The 17,010-nt window shown below is 65.0% G+C and carries 15 protein-coding genes and 2 pseudogenes; 13 read left to right on the top strand and 4 right to left on the bottom strand.

Annotated elements, in window-relative coordinates:
* Window positions 1–31: 31 nt before the first annotated feature.
* Complete coding sequence (locus ACVWY0_RS10370) at window positions 32–1,381, bottom strand: ABC transporter substrate-binding protein (RefSeq protein ID WP_485836625.1); 1,350 nt, start codon at window positions 1,379–1,381, stop codon at window positions 32–34.
* 227 nt (window positions 1,382–1,608) lie between these two features.
* On the opposite strand from ACVWY0_RS10370, the gene ACVWY0_RS10365 reads away from it, so the two are divergent.
* Window positions 1,609–2,559, top strand: coding sequence for a sugar-binding transcriptional regulator (locus ACVWY0_RS10365; protein WP_485836624.1), 951 nt, complete (start codon window positions 1,609–1,611; stop codon window positions 2,557–2,559).
* Entirely contained in the window at window positions 2,556–3,956 is a 1,401-nt protein-coding gene (gene xylB, locus ACVWY0_RS10360; RefSeq protein ID WP_485836623.1) for a xylulokinase, read from the top strand. Before ACVWY0_RS10365 ends, xylB begins: the two co-directional genes overlap by 4 nt.
* Before the next feature lie 57 nt (window positions 3,957–4,013).
* Here the strand turns inward: xylB and ACVWY0_RS10355 are convergent, their stop codons facing one another.
* Window positions 4,014–4,562 carry a recombinase family protein gene (locus ACVWY0_RS10355; RefSeq protein ID WP_485836622.1) on the bottom strand — a complete coding sequence of 183 codons (549 nt, stop codon included), beginning with the start codon at window positions 4,560–4,562 and terminating at the stop codon, window positions 4,014–4,016.
* 242 nt (window positions 4,563–4,804) lie between these two features.
* Between ACVWY0_RS10355 and ACVWY0_RS10350 the strand changes: the two genes are divergently transcribed.
* The 3 genes from ACVWY0_RS10350 (at window position 4,805) to ACVWY0_RS10340 (ending at window position 8,920) form a co-directional block, all read left to right on the top strand.
* Window positions 4,805–6,280, top strand: a complete 1,476-nt coding sequence (locus ACVWY0_RS10350) for an acyl-CoA dehydrogenase family protein (RefSeq protein WP_485836621.1) — start codon at window positions 4,805–4,807, stop codon at window positions 6,278–6,280.
* 73 nt (window positions 6,281–6,353) lie between these two features.
* Complete coding sequence (locus ACVWY0_RS10345) at window positions 6,354–7,331, top strand: dienelactone hydrolase family protein (RefSeq protein ID WP_485836620.1); 978 nt, start codon at window positions 6,354–6,356, stop codon at window positions 7,329–7,331.
* A gap of 125 nt (window positions 7,332–7,456) precedes the next feature.
* Entirely contained in the window at window positions 7,457–8,920 is a 1,464-nt protein-coding gene (locus tag ACVWY0_RS10340) for a protein adenylyltransferase SelO (protein ID WP_485836619.1), read from the top strand.
* A 69-nt stretch (window positions 8,921–8,989) separates the two neighbouring features.
* Here ACVWY0_RS10340 and ACVWY0_RS10335 read toward each other — a convergent pair.
* Together ACVWY0_RS10335 and ACVWY0_RS10330 are read right to left on the bottom strand one after the other, a co-directional pair.
* Window positions 8,990–9,259 (bottom strand): annotated as a pseudogene (locus ACVWY0_RS10335) (NlpC/P60 family protein); the annotation flags it as partial.
* Window positions 9,260–9,923: 664 nt separating this feature from the next.
* Window positions 9,924–10,247, bottom strand: a pseudogene (locus ACVWY0_RS10330) (integrase core domain-containing protein); the annotation flags it as partial.
* Between ACVWY0_RS10330 and ACVWY0_RS10325 the strand changes: the two are divergent.
* From ACVWY0_RS10325 to ACVWY0_RS10290, 8 genes are all read left to right on the top strand, one after another.
* Complete coding sequence (locus tag ACVWY0_RS10325) at window positions 10,137–11,402, top strand: ABC transporter substrate-binding protein (RefSeq protein WP_485836709.1); 1,266 nt, start codon at window positions 10,137–10,139, stop codon at window positions 11,400–11,402. The pseudogene ACVWY0_RS10330 and the gene ACVWY0_RS10325 sit on opposite strands and share 111 nt — an antisense overlap.
* Complete coding sequence (locus tag ACVWY0_RS10320) at window positions 11,389–12,285, top strand: ABC transporter permease subunit (protein WP_485836618.1); 897 nt, start codon at window positions 11,389–11,391, stop codon at window positions 12,283–12,285. The genes ACVWY0_RS10325 and ACVWY0_RS10320 overlap by 14 nt, the downstream gene beginning before the upstream one ends.
* Window positions 12,276–12,704, top strand: coding sequence for an ABC transporter permease subunit (locus ACVWY0_RS10315; protein WP_485836617.1), 429 nt, complete (start codon window positions 12,276–12,278; stop codon window positions 12,702–12,704). The genes ACVWY0_RS10320 and ACVWY0_RS10315 overlap by 10 nt, the downstream gene beginning before the upstream one ends.
* Window positions 12,705–12,706: 2 nt before the next feature.
* Window positions 12,707–13,141, top strand: coding sequence for an ABC transporter permease subunit (locus ACVWY0_RS10310; protein ID WP_485836616.1), 435 nt, complete (start codon window positions 12,707–12,709; stop codon window positions 13,139–13,141).
* Window positions 13,138–14,232: an ABC transporter ATP-binding protein gene (locus tag ACVWY0_RS10305; RefSeq protein WP_485836615.1), complete on the top strand. Its 1,095-nt coding sequence runs from the start codon at window positions 13,138–13,140 to the stop codon at window positions 14,230–14,232. Before ACVWY0_RS10310 ends, ACVWY0_RS10305 begins: the two co-directional genes overlap by 4 nt.
* 330 nt (window positions 14,233–14,562) lie before the next feature.
* On the top strand, window positions 14,563–15,024 hold the full coding sequence (locus ACVWY0_RS10300; RefSeq protein ID WP_485836614.1) for a hypothetical protein: 462 nt from the start codon (window positions 14,563–14,565) through the stop codon (window positions 15,022–15,024).
* Window positions 15,014–15,802, top strand: a complete 789-nt coding sequence (locus tag ACVWY0_RS10295; RefSeq protein WP_485836613.1) for a Crp/Fnr family transcriptional regulator — start codon at window positions 15,014–15,016, stop codon at window positions 15,800–15,802. Before ACVWY0_RS10300 ends, ACVWY0_RS10295 begins: the two co-directional genes overlap by 11 nt.
* A gap of 106 nt (window positions 15,803–15,908) precedes the next feature.
* Entirely contained in the window at window positions 15,909–16,457 is a 549-nt protein-coding gene (locus tag ACVWY0_RS10290) for a carboxymuconolactone decarboxylase family protein (protein ID WP_485836612.1), read from the top strand.
* The last annotated feature ends 553 nt before the right edge of the window (window positions 16,458–17,010 follow it).

The raw sequence follows: 17,010 nt of genomic DNA, 5'->3' as shown, positions 1-17,010 counted from the left end.
GCGGGCCACAGAACCTTTGGTGGGTTGCTGGTTACTTCTTGTACTTGTCGCCGATTTTCTGAGCGGCTTCCTGGCCCTTGGCCAGTGCATCCGCTACAGATCCCTGGCCGGCAATGGCGGAGCTGACACCTTGGGAGACAGTGGTGCCCAGGTCAGCGAACTCGGGAATGCCGACGAACTGAACACCGATGGCGGGACGCGGCTGGACACCCGGGTTCTTGGGGTCTGCGTTTTCAATGGCGGTCCGTTCGGCCTTGAAGAACGGGGCGGACTTCTGGAAGTCGGCGTTCTCATACGTGGAAATGCGCTTGCCGGAGGGGACCTTGGCCCAGCCGAGCTTTGAGGCGACGAGTTCCTCGTACTTCTTCGAGCTCGCCCAGGCGATGAACTTCCCGGCAGCATCCTGCTTCTTCGACGCTGCCTGCACGCCCCAGGACCAGGTCCACAGCCAGCCGGAAGAGTCGGTCTTCTTCACTGGAGCCTGGGCGTAGCCGATCTTGCCCTTCACCGGGGATGCATCGGCTTCCAAGGCACCTGCTGCGGACGTGGCGTCGTACCACATGGCCACCTTGCTCTGGCTCATGTTGGTCAGGCACTCGGTGAACCCGGCCTGGGCGGCCCCCGCTTCACCGTGCTTGCGGACAAGGTCCACATAGAACTCGGTCGCTGCAGTGAATTCGGGGGAGTTGACCTTCGCGTTCCAGTCCTTATCGAACCAGGTGCCGCCGAAGGTGTTGACCACGGTGGTCAGCGGGGCGAAGACCTGGCCCCAGCCGGGCTGCCCGCGCAGGCAGATGCCCTTCATGCCGGGCGCCGCACCGTCGGCCTTGGCTGCAAGGTCGGCCACCTCGTCCCAGGTGGGCTTCTCCGGCATGGTCAACCCTTTGGCGTCCAGAATGTCCTTGCGGTACATCAGGAAAGAGGACTCGCCGTAGAACGGTTCACCGTACAGCTTGCCGTCCTTGCCCGTCAGGGAAGCCGTGTAGGCGGGGAGGATGTCGTCCTGGTTGAACTCGGCATCCTTGGCGACGTTGTCCAGGGGCGCCAGCCACCCGTTGGCCGAGTAGAACGGAATCTCGTAGTTGGACAGCGACGCGACATCGTACTGGCCCGCCTGGCTGGAGAACTCCTGGCTGATCTTTGCGCGGACATCGTTCTCCGGCAGCACCGTGTAGTTGACCTTGATGCCGGTGTCCTTGGTGAAGTTATCTGCAGTCAGCCTTTGCAGGTCCTCCATCTGGGGGTTGTTGACCATCAGGACGTTGAGGCTGTTCTGATCGCCTGCCGCCGAACCGCCACCGGCGCCGGAACAGGCCGACAGGGCGAGGGCAAAAGTAATAGTGCCGGCCGCGACTGCGGCCAAACGGGACTTGGGTCGCATTAGGACTCCTTTGTTCTTATGAGGTCGGGATACCGCTGTCTGAGCCATCTGCATGCTTCTGCGTGGATTCCAGGACCCAGATGTCGGGGCATCACCGCCCCGTTCAAAACACTATGTGCACATCTGAGCGACCCGGAACCGCTCATGTGTTAAGTGACTCTAGTCATATATACTCATTTGAGCAATAGCCCGGACTCAAACGTTAAGTCGGTGGAAAGAGCAACGACATGCCCGAACAATCTCATGAGGAGCTTCTGGCGCGCATCGGAAGGGAGTACTACCTAGAGAACCGCCCCAAAGTGGAAATTGCGGCCAACTACGACCTCTCCCGGTTCCAGGTCGCACGGCTGCTGACCGAAGCCCGCGAGAGCGGCATCGTGGAGATCAAGGTTCATTTTCCGTCCCACCTCTCGAGCGCGGACGTGTGGCGGATTGAGACTTCCCTGAACGTGCGCCAGGTCATCGTCGTGGACGCAGTGGGTGAAGAAATCCAGGCCCGCGGGATCCTGGCAAAGGCCGCGGCGGCGGAAATCTCACGTCAGGCGCCCTCCGGCGGGACCCTCGGTATCTCCTGGTCCCGCACCCTGGACGTTGCCTCCCGGCTGGTCAGGGAACTTCCCCGATGCGACGTCGTCCAGCTGGCGGGCGCCCTTCCGGCCGAAGCAAACAGCAATCCGCTTGAGCTCATCCAGCGCCTGTCACATTTGAGCGGCGGACTGGCCTGGCCCCTGTGGTCACCTTTGGTGGTTGAGGATCCGGCGACGGCATCGGGTCTGCTGCGTCAGCCGGAGATTGCCGGGGCGCTGGCCAAGGCGGATTCCCTTGACCTGGCTGTGGTGGCAATCGGTGCCTGGAAGCCCGGCTGCTCCACGGTCTGGGAACGGGCGGATCCTGCGGTGCGCGAGGAAGCGGTGCTGGCCGGCGCCGTAGCGGAATGTTCAGGGCGGCTGCTGAACTCAGCGGGAGTTCCGGTCGAATCCGGACTGGACGAGCGCATCATAGCCGTCACCATCAAACAGCTGCAGCGGACCCCGAAGGTCATTGCCGTGGCGCAAGGGAAGGCACGGGCAGACGCCGTGCGGGCCGTGGCCAGGGCCGGTTTTGTCACCACGTTGATCGTTGATGAGCCGCTGGCCAAAGCCCTGAATGACCAGATCGATGAGGAGAATAACCAATGAGCGTTGTCATCGGAGTGGATTCCTCCACCCAGTCCTGCAAAGTCCTCGCCGTGGACGCCCAGAGCGGGGACGTCATTTCTTCAGGGGCGGCTGCCCACCCGGACCGCACATCGGTGGACCCCGAAATCTGGACCTCCGCCCTGCGTGAAGCATGGCAGGCAGCCGGCGCGGACCGCCTGGGTGGCTCCGTCGCCGCCGTCAGCGTTGCCGCCCAGCAGCATGGAATGGTCGCCCTCGACAGTTCCCGAAAACCCGTGTATGACGCGCTGCTGTGGAATGACACCCGCAGTGCAGCGGATGCGGCGCGCCTGCGGGATGAACTGGGACCCGAGGGGTGGGTCGACGCCGTCAACCTTGTCCCGGTCGCTTCGTTCACCATCACCAAACTGGCATGGCTGGCACGGAACGAACCGGACGCCGCGAACCGGATCGCACAGGTGGTGCTGCCTCATGACTGGCTGAACGGCGCCCTGGCCGGCGAGTTCACCACCGACCGAAGCGACGCTTCGGGCACCGGCTATTATTCCGCCGTGACCAACAGCTACCGCACCGACCTGCTGGAACGCTTCTTCGGACGCATTCCTCAGCTTCCCCGAGTAGTGCCCTCTGACGAACCGGCCGGAAGCGTGCAAAGCGGTTGGGGAATAGAAGGGGCGCTCCTTGGGCCAGGTGCCGGTGACAACGCCGCAGCAGCCCTGGGCCTGGGCGTCCGCCCCGGCGAAATCGTCGTCTCGATCGGCACCTCCGGAACCGTATTCACCACAACACCGTCGGCTGTCCCCGATCCAACCGGGGCTGTCGCCGGTTTCGCGGACGCCACCGGCAACCATTTGCCTCTGCTGGCCATGCTCAATTCCGCCCGGGTCATGGCCGCCACCGCCTCAATGCTTGACATCGACCTGTCGGCACTCGATTCGCTGGCGCTGGCCGCCGACCGGGAAGCAGGAGGGCTGACATTCCTTCCGTATCTGGACGGGGAGCGGAGCCCCAACCTTCCCCACGCGACTGGATCCCTGACCGGACTGCGCAGAAGCAACATGACCCCGCAGAACCTTGCCCGCGCCTCAGTGCTGGGTGTACTCAATTCACTGGCCGACGCCATCGACATTCTTAAACAGTCCGGCGTAGCCCCGGATAAAGTGCTGCTGATCGGCGGAGGATCGAAGTCCAGGGCACTTCGCCAGGCCGCAGCCAGCATTTTCGGGATGCCCGTCGAGATCCCGACAACGAAAGAATATGTGGCGCTAGGGGCCGCTAGACAAGCGGCATGGTCAGCCTCCGGAAGCCTTCCCGACTGGCAACGAAGCGTTGAAGCCGCCTACGAACCCGAAGGACACTGGGGCGCCGAGGTGCGGGGACGCTACATCGACGCCCGAAAAAACATCTACGGAGTCTGAGCTAATTGTGACGGACGCCCACTGGGCAGGCTCGAACACAAGGGTTCCTTGTGTTCCCTATATGAGGTACCGGTAGACGGTGGCGCGGGAGACCCCGAGCATCTTGCCGATGTCACGGGCGTTGATTCCTTTGTCCTTGAGTTCCCTGGCTCTGGCAGCGGCAGCGTCATCTAATTTTCGGGGCCTTCCGCCGTGGCGGTTGTTGGCCGCGGCTGCGGCGAGTCCTGCTCTGGTGCGTTCGATCATCGTGTCGCGCTCCAGCTGCCCGAACGCCGCCATGATTGTCAGCATGGCGGTGCCCATCGGGCCGGTGGTGTCCAGGCCCTCGGTCAGGGAGCGGAAACCCACTCCCCGTTCCCGGAGATTCTCGATAACGTCCAGGACATGCCGGGTGTTGCGTCCCAACCGGTCGAGCTTCCAGACGGTGAGCACGTCACCGGCCTCCAGCCGTTCCATTGCCTTGGAGAGCTGGGGGCGTTCCGTCGTGGACCCGCTGACGCCGTTGTCGGCAAAGATCCGGGCAGCGCCGGCGGCCTGGAGTGCAGTGAGCTGCAGATCCAGGTTCTGTTCCGTGGTGGAAACCCTCGCGTACCCGATAGCAGCCATGGCCGTCCCTGCATTCTCTTATCCCGAACAACTTGTCGTTATGAGACTACCTGTTGTTGGACGGCATTCCGAGACAACGCCTGTCCGTGTCGCGCCGCGAATGTTGTCATTTTCAGAAGTCGCCTGCACGGAATATCAGAAGTCGTCTGCACCGCGCTTGTGATTCCGTAAGCGGATCCCTCACCGGGCAGGTTCGATGCCCTACGGTTCGGATACTGTTCGTCGCGATCGATCTAGCCGGCTTGGATACCTACGAAGCCAACGTGGCCCTGGGCCGCGGCGAGGACGAGCGGGACTACAGCGCCGCCGCCCAGATGCTCGGCGCGCTTGGCGCGGCCCGGATCCGCCTCCTCACCAACAACCCGGACAAAGTTGGGCAGCTGACAGCTCTCGGCGTCGACGTCTCGGAGCAGGTCCCCACCGGGGTGCACCTCTCGGCGGCCAATCACCGCTACCTGGCCGCGAAGCGCAGCCATACAGCGCACACCATCGACCTTCCGGCGGGGATCCTTCCGGCCGAGATCCTGCCCGCGGAGATCCTCCCGGCCGTGATCATTCCTTCCCATGACGAGCTGCTGGCCCGGGTGGATGCCCTTATTCCCCGGCTGCGGGAGCGCGCGGCGGAAACCGAGGAGATCCGCCGCATCCCGGAAGCCACCATGGCTGAACTGAAGGCAGCAGGTGTGTTCCAGATGCTGGCGCCGAAGGCCGTGGGCGGCTTCGGCATGGGCCTCGAAACCTATGTGGAGGTGGTCCGCCGCCTCGCCCAGGGATGTGTCTCCACAGCCTGGACCGTCGGGCACCTGGTGGAACATGTCTGGATGCTGGCCCGCTGGCCGCAGGAAGCCCAGGACGAAGTCTTCGCCAACGGGCCGGCGCCCTTGGCTGCCGCCACCGGTGCCCCTCCCGGGAAAGCAGAGAAGGTTCCCGGCGGTTACACCGTCTCGGGCCGCTGGAGCTTCGCCTCCGGCATCATGCACTCCGAGTGGGCGCTCCTGGCCGTGCAGCACGGCGAGGTCCGCCTGCAGTGCCTGGTACCGGTGTCCGATCTTGACCTCCTGGACGTCTGGCACACGGCCGGCCTGCGGGGGACCGGGAGCAACGATCTCCGCGCGGAGAACCTCTTTGTCCCGGCGCACCGCGCCCTGGAGTGGAATCTCCTGGCCGCCGCTGACAATCCCGGCAGTCGCATCCACCCGGATCCGAGCATCCACACCCCCATGGCCACGTTCCTGAACATGGTTGCCCCGGCCGCCGCTTTGGGGGCGGCCGAGCACGCCATCCAGGTGTTCCAGGATCTGATGATGGTGCGCAAGGTCAAGCAGACAACTCAGGCGCGGCAGGCGGATTCATCGCTCGCGCAGGCCCGGTTCTCCCAGGCCTACGGGCAGGTGGCGACTGCGCGGCTGCACTGGCAGGAAGCCGTCCGAGTAGTGGCCGCTTCCAACGGCCGGCGGCCTGTCGCTTTCACCGATGAGGAGCGGGCGCGGTACCGGCTTTCGCTGGGTCTCAGCGGCGCGGCGTCGGCCGAGGCTGTCCGCCTCATCCTGACGGGCTCCGGCGGAAGTGTGCACCGGCTGACGCACCCGCTCCAGCGGATCCAGCGCGATGTCAATGTACTGCTCAACCACGCCTCGCTGACCATGGATCCGATCTTGGAACAGGCAGGCCGCGGACTTCTCGACCTCGGCCTGTCCATCCCGGCCGAGCAGTTCTGACCGGGCGCATGGGACCCCTTGCGGGACCGCCGGCTTCGGAGAAGGATATGAGCCTCACTCGAGGAGGCCAGCCATGCTCCAGCTTGGAAAGTTTGAACGGTACCTGATCGAGGAATTCTTCGATGACTACCGCGCCGGCGCAATGACGCACCGCACCTTCACCCGTCGGGTCGCATTCATCATGGGAAGCATGGCGGCGGCATCGGGCGCGATGCTGCTCGTCGGATGCACACCCGAGGAAGTCCCACGCAGCACGGACCCCATGCCCACACCCACGCCGTCATCGTCGACGGCGGGCCCCGGCACCGCTTCTGCCGGTGCCGTTCCGGGGGCCAAAAGTCCGCTCTCCGTCCCGGAGGGCGCCGCGGGGCTGACGACGGCGACCGTGCGGTTCCCGGCCGACGGAACCGATATCAGTGGGTACCTCGCCCGGCCCGAATCCGGAGCAGCCGGCCCTGCGGTGCTGGTCTGCCACGAGAACCGCGGCCTGACCCCGCACATCCAGGACGTTGCCCGCCGCTTTGCCAAAGCCGGGTACGCGGTGCTGGCCCTTGACCTGCTCAGCAGGGAGGGCGGCACCGCCAGCCTTGACTCCGACGTCGTGTCGGGTGCACTGACCCGAGCCGGGGCACAGCGCCATGTTGCTGACTTCGCCGCGGCCTTTGACTACCTTCAGGGACAGGACTTCGTGGACTCCGGACGCATCGCCATGAACGGGTACTGCTTCGGCGGCGGGATCACCTGGCAGGCGGCGACCGAGCTGGCCGGACTGAAGGCCATCGCCGCGTTCTATGGTCCGGCGCCGGACCTGAACAAGGTGCCGGCCATCAAGGCGGCGGCGTTCGGCGTGTATGCAGAACGTGACCAGCGGATCACTGGTGCCATGCCGGCCCTCCGGGATGCCCTTGACGCCACCACAGTGACGCATCAGCTCACTGTTTACCCCGGCGTGGACCATGCCTTCCACAACGACACCGGCGAGCGCTACAACGAAACCCAGGCCACGGCCGCCTGGAACGACACCCTCGCCTGGTTCGGACAGCACGTCTGAGGCGTGACGCCAGCACGGCTGATCTGAGTAGCGCTATCTGACGTTTTGAGCCTCCAGAACGACAGATAGCGCTACTCAGCTGGGAGGGCGGGGCGCTCACCCGCGGCCACGGGTAGTCTTGAAGGATGAGCACCGCAATCCCACTAACGCTCACCTTCGGCGGGCGTTTCGCCCGCGAACTCGAGGAGCTGGCGGTTCCCTGGCAGGCGGAAGAAGCACCTGACCCGCAGCTGCTGGTCCTGAACGAGCCGTTGGCCGGCGAACTGGGCTTCGACCCGTCCTCGCTGCGGACGCCCGACGGGACGCGGCTGCTCATCGGCAACCAGATTCCTGAAGGTGCCACACCGGTGGCCCAGGCCTATGCCGGCCACCAGTTCGGCGGCTACTCACCCCTGCTCGGCGACGGTCGGGCCCTCCTGCTGGGTGAGGTCACGGACATCCACGGGCAGCTTCGGGACATCCACCTCAAGGGCTCCGGCCGGACACCCTTCGCCCGCGCAGGTGACGGTCTCGCCGTCGTCGGTCCCATGCTGCGCGAGTACATCGTCAGCGAAGCCATGCACGCCATGGGCATCCCCACCACGAGGTCCCTCGCCGTCGTGGCCACGGGCCGGCCCGTCCGCCGCGAAACCATGCTGCCCGGGGCGGTGCTCACCCGGGTGGCGAGCAGCCACCTGCGCGTCGGCAGCTTCCAGTTCGCCCGCGTCAACGGCGAGACGGACCTTCTGCGCCGTCTGGCCGATCATGCCATCAGCCGCCATTACCCGGACGTGGCGCTCGCCGACAAGCCCTATCTCGCGTTCTTCGAGGCGGTCATAGCCGCGCAGGCGTCCCTGGTGGCGCAATGGATGCTGGTGGGCTTCGTCCATGGCGTGATGAACACCGACAACATGGCCATCTCCGGCGAGACCATCGACTACGGTCCCTGCGCGTTTATGGACGCCTTCAACCCCGGCGCGGTCTACAGCTCCATCGACGCGGACGGACGCTACGCCTACGCCAACCAGCCGGTCATCGCCGAATGGAACCTCACCCGGCTCGCTGAAGCACTCCTGCCCCTGCTCCATGAAGACCAGGACCAGGCCGTGGCGCTCGCCGTTGAATCCCTCGGCGCCTTCCGCGCCCTGTACAGCGCTGCCTGGTCAGCCGGCATGAAGTCCAAGCTTGGGCTGCGCCCGGACACGCACGACGATGTCGCGTCGTCCCTGGTGGACGGCGTGTTGGCGCTGCTCCAGGAAGGCCAGGTGGATTACACCTCCTTCTTCCGGAGCCTCGGCTCGGCGGCCCGCGGCACCCCGGAAACTGCGCGGTCCATGTTTGCGGACCCGGGCGCCTTCGACGCCTGGGCCGCACGCTGGCTGGCCCTGGCGCCGGACGCGGACCTGATGGATCGTGTCAACCCCGTCTACATCCCCAGGAACCACCTGGTTGAAGAGGCTCTGGACTCGGCTATCGCAGGCGACCTGGACCCATTCAACCGGTTGGTGGACGTCCTGGCCGATCCGTACACGCAGCGCCCCGGGCTGGAACGCTACGCCGGCCCCGCCCCTGAAGACTTCGGGAGCTACCGGACCTTCTGCGGGACCTGAGCGAACACCAGGGATGGACGACGGCGGCGCGCGGCCGGGTGCCGCCCGCCGCCGTCGAGCATGGTCGGGTCACGCGACGCGGACGAAGGACGCTCCGGCGAGCCAGCTGATGGAGTGGACTTCGGTTCTGTAACCGTCCACCCCGCCACTGACAACTTGGCCGTTGCCGGCGTAGACGCCCACATGGCCGGCCGTGATGACCAGATCCCCTGGTGCCGGCGTGCCCACCACCGAGCCGTACTGGAAGAACTGGCCGGGAGCCAGGTCACCCACGCTTTTACCCACCGAGCGCAGCGCCTTCTCCACCATGGCGGTGCAGTCCTGCTGGATGCCGAGCTGGACTGCTAAGGGGGGCCCAATCAGCCCCACCTTCGACCCAGGGCGTCTGCAAAGTCTTTTGTGAGTGGGCCGCGTCTTAAGATGTGAGACGAACTGGGTCGTGGCTGTTAAAAGGTGAGAACTCCTGTTAATCCAGATGGTGTCTAAGCCGCTGGATTGCCAGGAGTGTGATGTCTCGGGACATCGGTGACAGTTCGGCCTCAGGACATTGGTGACACTCGATGTCTCAGGACATCGGTGACGCTTCCCCGTGCATGCCTTATTTGCGGAAGCGGGTGCGGGCCTTGCTGATCCCCACGTAAGCGGTGCCTTCGGGCGGCCAGAAGTACGCCGCAATGACCTCACCTTCAGTACGGGCGAACAGGATGCCTTCAAGGTCCCAATCAGCGATGACGATTCGCCCACCCATCTGCTTGGTCAAAGAGAACAGGGTCCTACCCATACTGACGACGCCGTTGGGATAGACCCGTAGCTTCTGGCTACCGGTGACTGCCGGGTGGGCAATGCTGCCGCTGATTTTCTGGGACCGGTCGGTCTCCTGAGGTGTCGGTGCCGACAGCGCTGTGGTGGTGCGCCCTGCTGTTTCCGTACCGGCGGCCACCACGGGTTCGGTAGCGCCCGGAAGCTGAGCCACCGGCCCCGGGCCCCGAGGTTCGGGAAGAATCGGCACAGGTTTCGGCCTGGGTGCTTCGGCAATTGCTGTGGCGTCCCACGACTGCTGTGGGGTGATGCGCCCGGGCAATCCTTGGTGCGGACGCTCGGTGTTGTAGATCAGGTCAAACCGGTCGACCTGGGCTTGGAGCTCTCCGTGGGTCTGGGCCAGGGGCTGCTTGTCCAGCCATCGGAACAATGTCTGATGGAACCGCTCGTTCTTTCCCTGAGTGGTCGGTTTGTATGGTTTGCCGGTGATCGGCTCGACGCCGAGCGAGGACACGTAGGTGACCAACTGGCCTTCCCACCCGCGACGCGAGGGGTTCAAAGCCATGCCGTCACGCCGGCGGATTCCCCGCAACCCGACAGCTGGGAAGAGGTCGCCTCCGCCGGACAAACAATCAAGCTGTGGATGTACGGCGGAGACACACAAGGCAATTCCTACGTGGACGAGCACCTCATCCCTGCTGCCGCCGATGAAGGAGTCACGCTGGAACGCGTACCGGTGGCCGACACCAAGGACGCCCTCAACCGTGTCCTGACCGAGATCCAGTCCGGCACCACCGACGGCGAAGTGGACCTCGTCTGGGTCAACGGAAACAACTTCGGCACCGGCAAAGAGGCCGGGGCATGGGCCTGCGGCTGGACCTCGCTGCTGCCCAACATGAAACTCACCAACCCGGCGGATCCGCTGCTCTCGGAGGACTTTGGGACTCCGGTGGACGGCTGCGAAGCCCCCTGGAGCAAAGCGCAATTTACCATCGCGTACAACTCCGCCGCCGTCCCTGAGCCTCCGACCACCCTCACCGGCCTGCTGGAGTGGGTCAGGGCGAACCCGGGGCGCTTCACATACCCGGCGCCGCCGGACTTCACTGGCTCCGTCTTTATGCGGGAAGTGCTCTATAGCGTCTCCGGCGGCTACGCCAAGGTGCCGCTGGCCTTTGACCAGGACGCATTTGACAGGCTCAGTCCCGCCCTCCTGAACGAACTTGAAGACCTGAAACCATCCCTCTGGCGGCAGGGATCCACCTACCCGAAGTCTTCCGGCGAGCTTGATGCGCTTTATGCGGGGGGACAGGTTGATTTCACCATGACCTACGGCCCGGCCGCCCTGACCAAGCTGGTGGCGGATGGAACCTACCCGGCCACGACCAAAGTGCTCACTCTCGACGAGGGAACCGTAGGCAACGCAAGCTTTCTGGCCATTCCTTCAACCTCGGGCCAGCGCTCCGGAGCCATGGTATTGGCCAATGTGGCCTTGTCGGAGGAGCAGCAGGCCACAAAGGCGGACCCCAGGATCTGGGGACAGTTCCCCGTCCTTGATTCAGAAGCACTCAGCCCTGAGGGCCGTGCCCTGTTCGAACAGCTCCCGTCATCCCCCGTGGTGCCGGGCTATGAGGTGTTGTCAAAGAACGCGAACCCGGAGCTTTCCGCTGAGTGGGTGCCTGCTCTGGATGAGGCCTGGCGGAGGCAGATCCTTGCTGGCGGCTGAGGTCCTGAGGGCCCGGTTCCGGCCGCGGACGGAGGGTGGTCCCGGGAGGAGGGCCCGCGTCCTGGGGGCGCTCCTGGCGGTCCCCGCTGTCCTGCTTGTCGCCTTCGTGGTGGTTGGCGGGTCAGCCATGGTCGCGGCCCAGAGTCTGGGGCTGATGCCGCTGGTTGGCAGGCCGGAACTTTCGACGGCGGCCTACACAGCCCATGGCGGTGACCTCCTGGTTGGAGTGGGGCTCTCGCTGGCCATCGCCGGAGCGTCCACTGTCCTGGCGTGCCTGATCGGGTTCACGGCAGCCCTGATCATGATGCAGGGCAGGTGGTACGGAAAGCTCGTGGCGGCCATGAGTTCACTGTCCATCCCCGTTCCCCACATTGTGGGGGCAGCCACGGCAGGTTTGCTGCTGGCCGATTCCGGGCTGCTGGCCAGGGTTTTTGGTGCAGCAGAGGGCTGGCCCGACATCGTGGGAGGTCAGTGGTGGCTGGCCGTCATTTTTGAGTACGCATGGAAGGAGTCAGCGTTCGTGGGACTCGTCCTGGCCGGCACGCTGGCAACCCGATCCGTGGATTACGAGGAAACCGCCGCCCTCCTGGGCGCAGGGAGGCTCCGCCGTCTGCGCCACGTGCTGCTGCCCCTGAGCCTGCCCTCCCTGATTATTTCCGGCACCATTGCGTTCATCTACAGTTTCGGTTCCTATGAAGTTGCCTGGCTTCTGGGCCGGCCCTATCCCGAGCCGCTGCCCGTCATGGCCCTGCGCCTGTACAACTCGGTGACGCTCACCTCGCGGCCTGAGGCGGCCGCCGTCGCCGTCGTCACGGCAGTGGTGTCCCTGGGTGCGGCACTCGCGGCACTCGCCTGCCTCCGAAGGATTCCACTATGGCGATAACCCTGCCGCCGGGGCTCAACCAGCAGACCTTACCGAAAGACGCGGCGCAGAACGGGCTGACGCGTACCCGTGCCGGCGGGCGGATCCTGTGGTCGGCAACTGCCGCGGCCCTTTCGGTGTGGTTTGTGCTGCCGCTGGTGCCCCTGGGTCTCTGGGTCTTCGCGGACCGCTGGTCCTACCCCGCACCTCTGCCCCAGGACTGGAGCATGCAGAACGTTGAGTCCGCCCTGTCCCGGGGCGCGGCCACGGCTTTTGCCGGCTCACTGGGCCTTGGCCTTGTGGTCAGTGCCGTTGCCACCCCGCTTGGTGTCCTGGCCGCCCGGAGCCTGGCGTTCCACCCTTCCCGGTGGTCGGCCGCGGTCAGTGCCCTGTTGTTCGCTCCGCTGGCGCTGCCGGCCTTCGTCGCGGTTTCGGGCTGAATGTGCTGCTGGTCCGGCTTCAGATTCCCTCCTACGCCGGCGTCGTCCTTGTGCTGGCGGTCTATGCCCTGCCCTACACGACCTATATCATGCGGCTGGCGTATGCAGCCCATGACATCGGTTTCGAGGAAGAGGCCTGCACTCTGGGCGCCACCCGGGGCCAGGTGTTCCTTCGGGTCCAGCTGCCCCTGATCGCACCGGCCCTGGCCCGGGCGGCTTTCCTGGCCTTCCTGGTTGGATGGAGCGACTACCTGGTCACCCTCCTCGTCGGCGGCGGTTCCCTGGTGACGGTACCGTTGCTGGTGGCATCCGCCGCGTCGGGGACCGGCAACGACGGTATCGTGGCGGTGCTGTCCGTGATGGCGCTGGCGCCCCCGCTGGGACTGTTGCTGTTGCTGGGTCTGACAGGACGACGAGGGCGGGGAGGCCGGTCATGAGGCAGGGATTGGATCTGCAGGGGCTTTCAAAGTCGTTCAAGGGATCGCGTGTGCCCGCACTCGAGGAGTTCAGCCTTTCGCTGGTGCCCGGTTCCTGTACCGCGGTACTGGGGCCGTCCGGGTCCGGTAAGAGCACGCTCCTGCGGACGGTGGCGGGCCTGGAGATTCCGGACCGCGGCAGTGTTCTGCTGGACGGCCAGGACCTTGCAGCGGTCCGGCCCGAACGGCGGGGGATGGCGATGGTTTTCCAGCGGCCGCTGCTTTTCCCGCACCTGAACGTTCTTGACAATGTGGCTTTCGCTGCGACAATCCGTGGTGTTCCGCGCCGGCGGGCCCGCGCAGATGCGGAAGCTTTTCTCGACTTGGTCCAGATGGAAGGGACGGGCAAGCGGGCAGTTTCTGACTTGTCCGGAGGCCAGCAGCAGCGGGTGGCCATTGCCCGCGGCCTGGCCGCCCGCCCCGAGGTGCTGCTTCTGGATGAACCCTTCAGCGCCCTGGACCCCGAACTGCGCTCAGACATGCATGAGCTGCTGGCACAGGTGCGGGAGAAACTGAACCCCACGATCCTGATGGTCACCCATGACCGGGACGAGGCTGCGGCGGTGGCCGATCATCTCGCCGTGATCAGTGAAGGCAAGCTGCTCCAGCACAGCACTGTCCAAGAGATGTACACCCGGCCCGCCACACTCCAGGTCAGCCGCCTCATGGGAGGGACCAACGAGATACCGGGAACAGTACGTGATGGCGTGCACTACTCCGCACTGGGCGCCCACGCGCTGCCCGGAAACCACCAATGGCCGGAAGGACCGGCCACGATGGTCATCCGCCAGGAACGCATCATCCTCCTGGACGAACACAGCCCGGGCCTGCCAGCGGTGGTCTCCGGCATCCGCAACCGCGGGCCCCGGAAGCTGGTCACCATGGAAGCCGCCGGAGTGAACCTGCATGCAGAAGCAACCGCCAGCCCCGCCCTCGCCACAGGGGATGCCGTCCGTATCCAACTTCCCACTCCCGCATTGGCAGTAGTCGGCGGGACGTCAGAACACCGAAGTGCGCCCTTGACTTCCCCTGACTGGAAGGTTTTAGCGTGACAGTATCAGCAACCAAAAACTGAAGTGAAGGAGATGGCCATGGCCCTGCAACAAGGAGAGGTTTACCGCTGCCCGGATACCGCCTGCGGGTGTGAAATAACGGTCACCAAAGGGGCAGCCCCGGGTCACGGCGGAGACCAGGACCCGGTCTGCTGCTGCGGACACAGCATGGAAAAAGTGGACTGAAACCGGAGGGAGCAGCCCGGCGCCCAAGTGGCGGGAGAAGCAGAACCGACGCACGTTATGTGTCCGCGTTCACAGAACAAGGAGCGACCAGAGGCCTACCTTTCTAGGGTAAGCAGTTCCGTTTCAATGAAAGGCAGCAAGACGATGTCCGCAACATCTCCCGTGGCACACCAGCCACACGCCTTCACTCATCATCTCGCCCGGCGCATCGCCGCGGGTGCCATCGGCGGTATTGCAGGGGGCCTGGTCTTCGGCGTTCTTATGGCCATGATGGGCATGCTGCCCATGATTGCCTCCATGGTCGGTTCAGATTCTGCCGTGGTGGGCTTTGGAATCCACCTCGTGATCTCAGTCCTGATCGGCTGGGGCCTGACCGTGCCCTTCGCCGGTCTCCTGACCTCCTATGGCCGGGCTGCGCTGATCGGCCTTGCCTACGGGGCACTCTGGTGGGTACTGGGCCCCCTGCTGATCATGCCCATGATGCTGGGCATGCCCCTGTTCATGATTGATGCGACCGCAGGACTGTCCCTCATGGGCCACCTGATCTACGGCGTCATCCTGGCCCCGGTGGCCTTCCGCATCCTGAAGTCCGCACATGAGCGATAACTGGGAAAAAGGGCTGGAAGCCGCCGTGGGCGGCCTCCAGCCCTGGTCTCCGGGCCAACGCGAACCATATCCACTCACGGCAGGGCCGGAGGACCCCTTCACCTGCCTGAACGAAGTGGACCTCTTCGCCGACCTGTCCGCTGAAGAGATGCACGCGATGGACATGATGGCCCCGGCGCGGATGTTCCGTCGTGGGGAGCTCGTCTTTAGCCAGTCCCAGCCCGTCACCGCGCTCTTTATCCTCAAGTCAGGCAGGATAAGGGTCTTTCGGGTCGCTGAGGACGGGAAAGCCCTCACGATGGCCATCCTGGAGCCGGGAGCTGTCTTCGGGGAAATGATGCTGGTGGGCCAGCGCATGTATGACAACTATGCCGAAGCCATCGAGGACTCCGCTATCTGCCAGCTGGGGGTCGAGGACGTCGAGACGTACCTGATCTCCGACCCCCGGATCGCGATCCGCATCTCACGGCTGCTGGGGGAGCAAGTGGGCCGACTCGAGGAACGCCTGACGGACCTGGCATTGCGTCCGCTCTCGGCCCGCACCGCGTCCATCCTGATCAGCCTCGATGCGGCGGCACCCAGTGGCAGGTTCGGGCAAAGCCGGGCCATCCGGCTCACCCACGAACAGATTGCCGGACTTCTAGGCGCAACCCGGGAAGCCACCAGTAAAGCCCTGGCCGACTTCGCAGCCAAAGGAATCATCCGTCAAGGCCGCGGCCGCATCACCATCCAGAACCCGGCGGCTTTGCGGGCAGCGGCTGGAAGCACCGTCGTGTGACCGGGAATCAACCCGGAGGCCGGGCAGGTTGCATGAGCAGGGGACCCCCACCCAGACCGAAAGCCTTCAGAGATCCGACGCATGAAACGAAAACCAAGGAGCCACCATGCCCCGCATCCCTGCCCACACCCTCGACAGCGCCCCCCTCGGATCCAAGGACATAGCCACCCATCTGCAACGGCGAATGGGAAAGTTCCTGAACATCCATGCCGGCATGGCCCACTCACCGGCCGTGATCGGCGCCTACGGCGGCATCTCGAAGGCCATCGCAGACCACGGGTCCTTCGACGCCCGGACCAAGGAAGCCATTGCCCTGGCCGTGGGCAACCAGAACGGCTGTGACTACTGTCAGGCAGCGCGCACAGTCTCGGCACGCAATTCAGGGCTCACCGACGACCAGATCCTCGCAGTACGCGCAGGCGAGGTGGACTTTGATCCGAAGCTGGCCGCCATCACCGAAGTGGCCCGCGAAGCCGCGGCACGGACCGGGAATGTCTCCGACCCCGTCTGGCAGGCAGCACTGGACGTCGGCTGGACCGACGAAGAGGTCACCGAAGCCTTCGCGCACATTGCCGCGAACCTCTTCACGAACTACTTCAACCACTACGCAAGGACAGAGCTGGACGTCCCGGCCGCACCGGCCCTGAGCGCCTAGCTAGCTGGCGGGACCCTTCCAAGGTGAGACGTAGTCAGCGACCTCATCCTCGCTCGGCGTCCTGCCCGCGGCTTTGCGGGTAGTTCCGGCGCGTGCGGCCACCATTTCGTACTGTCGGATGTCGCGGCCGGCCAGGTCAAACCGGTCGATGCCTGGCCGTCCGCGGCAGCGAGCACCGTCCCCGGCACCGTGGCGGTGGAGGTGTGGCTTTCCTTCGCTGGCACCGAACCCGGCAGGTAAAGTGCCATACCCCGCACCTTGCCCGCTCGCCCAGTAAGGGAAGTACTGGGAGCCAAACCCTGCTCCAGAAGGTGCCCTTTACTGCAGAGCCCGGTCGGGGCCGTAGTCGGTCTTGTGTCGACCTTCGGCTTCAGGCTATCGGCTGTGACCGGGCGCTGCCGGTTTGCCCTCGACGTTGATGGTAGTCCGCTCGTCGTAAAAAGCGATCAGGCCTGTGAGTGTTACTCGTCGCGTTATTTGCCGATGTCGGCGTCGGTTTCGGTGACAACGGGCCGGGCATGGAAATGCCCCGCCGGAGGGTTTCGGCGGGGCA

The organism is Arthrobacter sp. UYNi723 (assembly GCF_054057635.1).
This window is presented reverse-complemented; position numbering and strand designations above follow the sequence as displayed.

What these genes read in the sequence shown, in the direction of transcription:
- ACVWY0_RS10370 (WP_485836625.1), bottom strand. Translation starts at nt 1,381, where the DNA reads ATGCGACCCAAGTCCCGTTTGGCCGCAGTCGCGGCCGGCACTATTACT.
- ACVWY0_RS10365 (WP_485836624.1), top strand. Translation starts at nt 1,609, where the DNA reads ATGCCCGAACAATCTCATGAGGAGCTTCTGGCGCGCATCGGAAGGGAG.
- xylB (WP_485836623.1), top strand. Translation starts at nt 2,556, where the DNA reads ATGAGCGTTGTCATCGGAGTGGATTCCTCCACCCAGTCCTGCAAAGTC.
- ACVWY0_RS10355 (WP_485836622.1), bottom strand. Translation starts at nt 4,562, where the DNA reads ATGGCTGCTATCGGGTACGCGAGGGTTTCCACCACGGAACAGAACCTG.
- ACVWY0_RS10345 (WP_485836620.1), top strand. Translation starts at nt 6,354, where the DNA reads ATGCTCCAGCTTGGAAAGTTTGAACGGTACCTGATCGAGGAATTCTTC.
- ACVWY0_RS10340 (WP_485836619.1), top strand. Translation starts at nt 7,457, where the DNA reads ATGAGCACCGCAATCCCACTAACGCTCACCTTCGGCGGGCGTTTCGCC.
- ACVWY0_RS10315 (WP_485836617.1), top strand. Translation starts at nt 12,276, where the DNA reads ATGGCGATAACCCTGCCGCCGGGGCTCAACCAGCAGACCTTACCGAAA.
- ACVWY0_RS10305 (WP_485836615.1), top strand. Translation starts at nt 13,138, where the DNA reads ATGAGGCAGGGATTGGATCTGCAGGGGCTTTCAAAGTCGTTCAAGGGA.
- ACVWY0_RS10300 (WP_485836614.1), top strand. Translation starts at nt 14,563, where the DNA reads ATGTCCGCAACATCTCCCGTGGCACACCAGCCACACGCCTTCACTCAT.
- ACVWY0_RS10295 (WP_485836613.1), top strand. Translation starts at nt 15,014, where the DNA reads ATGAGCGATAACTGGGAAAAAGGGCTGGAAGCCGCCGTGGGCGGCCTC.
- ACVWY0_RS10290 (WP_485836612.1), top strand. Translation starts at nt 15,909, where the DNA reads ATGCCCCGCATCCCTGCCCACACCCTCGACAGCGCCCCCCTCGGATCC.